General features: G+C 66.2%; 1 protein-coding gene. It reads right to left on the bottom strand.

The genetic code is table 11. The features are described from left to right. Positions 1–88: 88 nt before the first annotated feature. Positions 89–1,061, bottom strand: a 973-nt coding sequence (locus D7V77_RS42110; protein WP_120581744.1) for a hypothetical protein, incomplete at its 5' end; no start/stop codon positions are given.

Here is a 1,061-nt window from a genome sequence, read left to right as displayed (position 1 = left end):
GCCTCCAGGGCCTTCCCGTATGCGACCGACCCCTCCGCGTACCACTGGACGAGCTCTTCGTTGCTGGCCTTCTGGAACTTGCGGGTACTCAAGGGACAGCTCCAAAGCGAATGAGGGTCTTCATGCCGAAGTCTCGTTGAGCCTGGAAGGACTGGCCGCTCAACCATTGCCGAATCGTCTGCACTCCCGTAAGAGCGACTTCCTTCGATGAATAGTACGCGCTGATCCGCTGGTGGACGGCTTCGTCGATCGCGATCACGTTATCGGTGTTGTGCAGGGACTGGGGGCCGAACCGCCGCACGTTGCCGTCCGTCTGCTCGACGATGTGGTGCCACTGCTTTCCTGGCCCTGCGGGTCCTCGGGCCCGCTTGAGGCTGCTGAATGAGTTCCAGGAACGCGCCCCGCTTGGCGTGGTGCTGACCGGAGGCTTCGCCGCCATGGCAACCACCGTGGACGGAAGCGAGAGCGTGATGACGCCGCCCGAGACGGACACGGCCCTCACCTGCTCAAGGCCCGCGACGTTGACGCCAACGCGTGAGGCCACCGCCGCGCCTCCCGGGAAGTTCGGCAGCGTCGCAAGCCGGGCCGCCAGCAACGACGCGCCGCCGGTCAGGCCATGGCTCACCGCGACCGTGACCGCGAGGACCAGGACTCGCGCGATAGATGGACCGACCCGGGTGGCGAAGCGCTGGCCGGATGCATCCAGTTCCTTCCAGGTGGTGGCCCCGTCCGTCGCGAGCTTCAGGTCCTGGCTCGCCTCAATCAGCTCCAGGAACGTCTCCGCGCCCAGGTAGACCAGGAGCAGGGCCGAGATGACCGCGGCCGCCTTTGTGAAGGCAGGCTCAGGATTGGCGGCCAGCGCCGCCCAGGTCACGAGGCCCGTGGCGATCATCGAGTAGAAAAGCTGCGGCGCCAGGGTGTCCTCCACGGCCCTGGAGATGCTCTCCTTGAGTGGGTCGAGTGACAGCGCCAGCGCCACGCCGAACTTGTCCCAGTCACTCAGCCCCATCACGTCTTCGAGCAACGAGATGCAGTCGCCCCTACGAAGCCCCGGCTCGCAG

The organism is Corallococcus sp. CA041A (assembly GCF_003612075.1).
Taxonomy (GTDB): domain Bacteria; phylum Myxococcota; class Myxococcia; order Myxococcales; family Myxococcaceae; genus Corallococcus; species Corallococcus exiguus.
The sequence above is the reverse complement of the archived record's forward strand: the minus strand, read 5'-3'. Positions and strand labels throughout refer to the sequence as shown.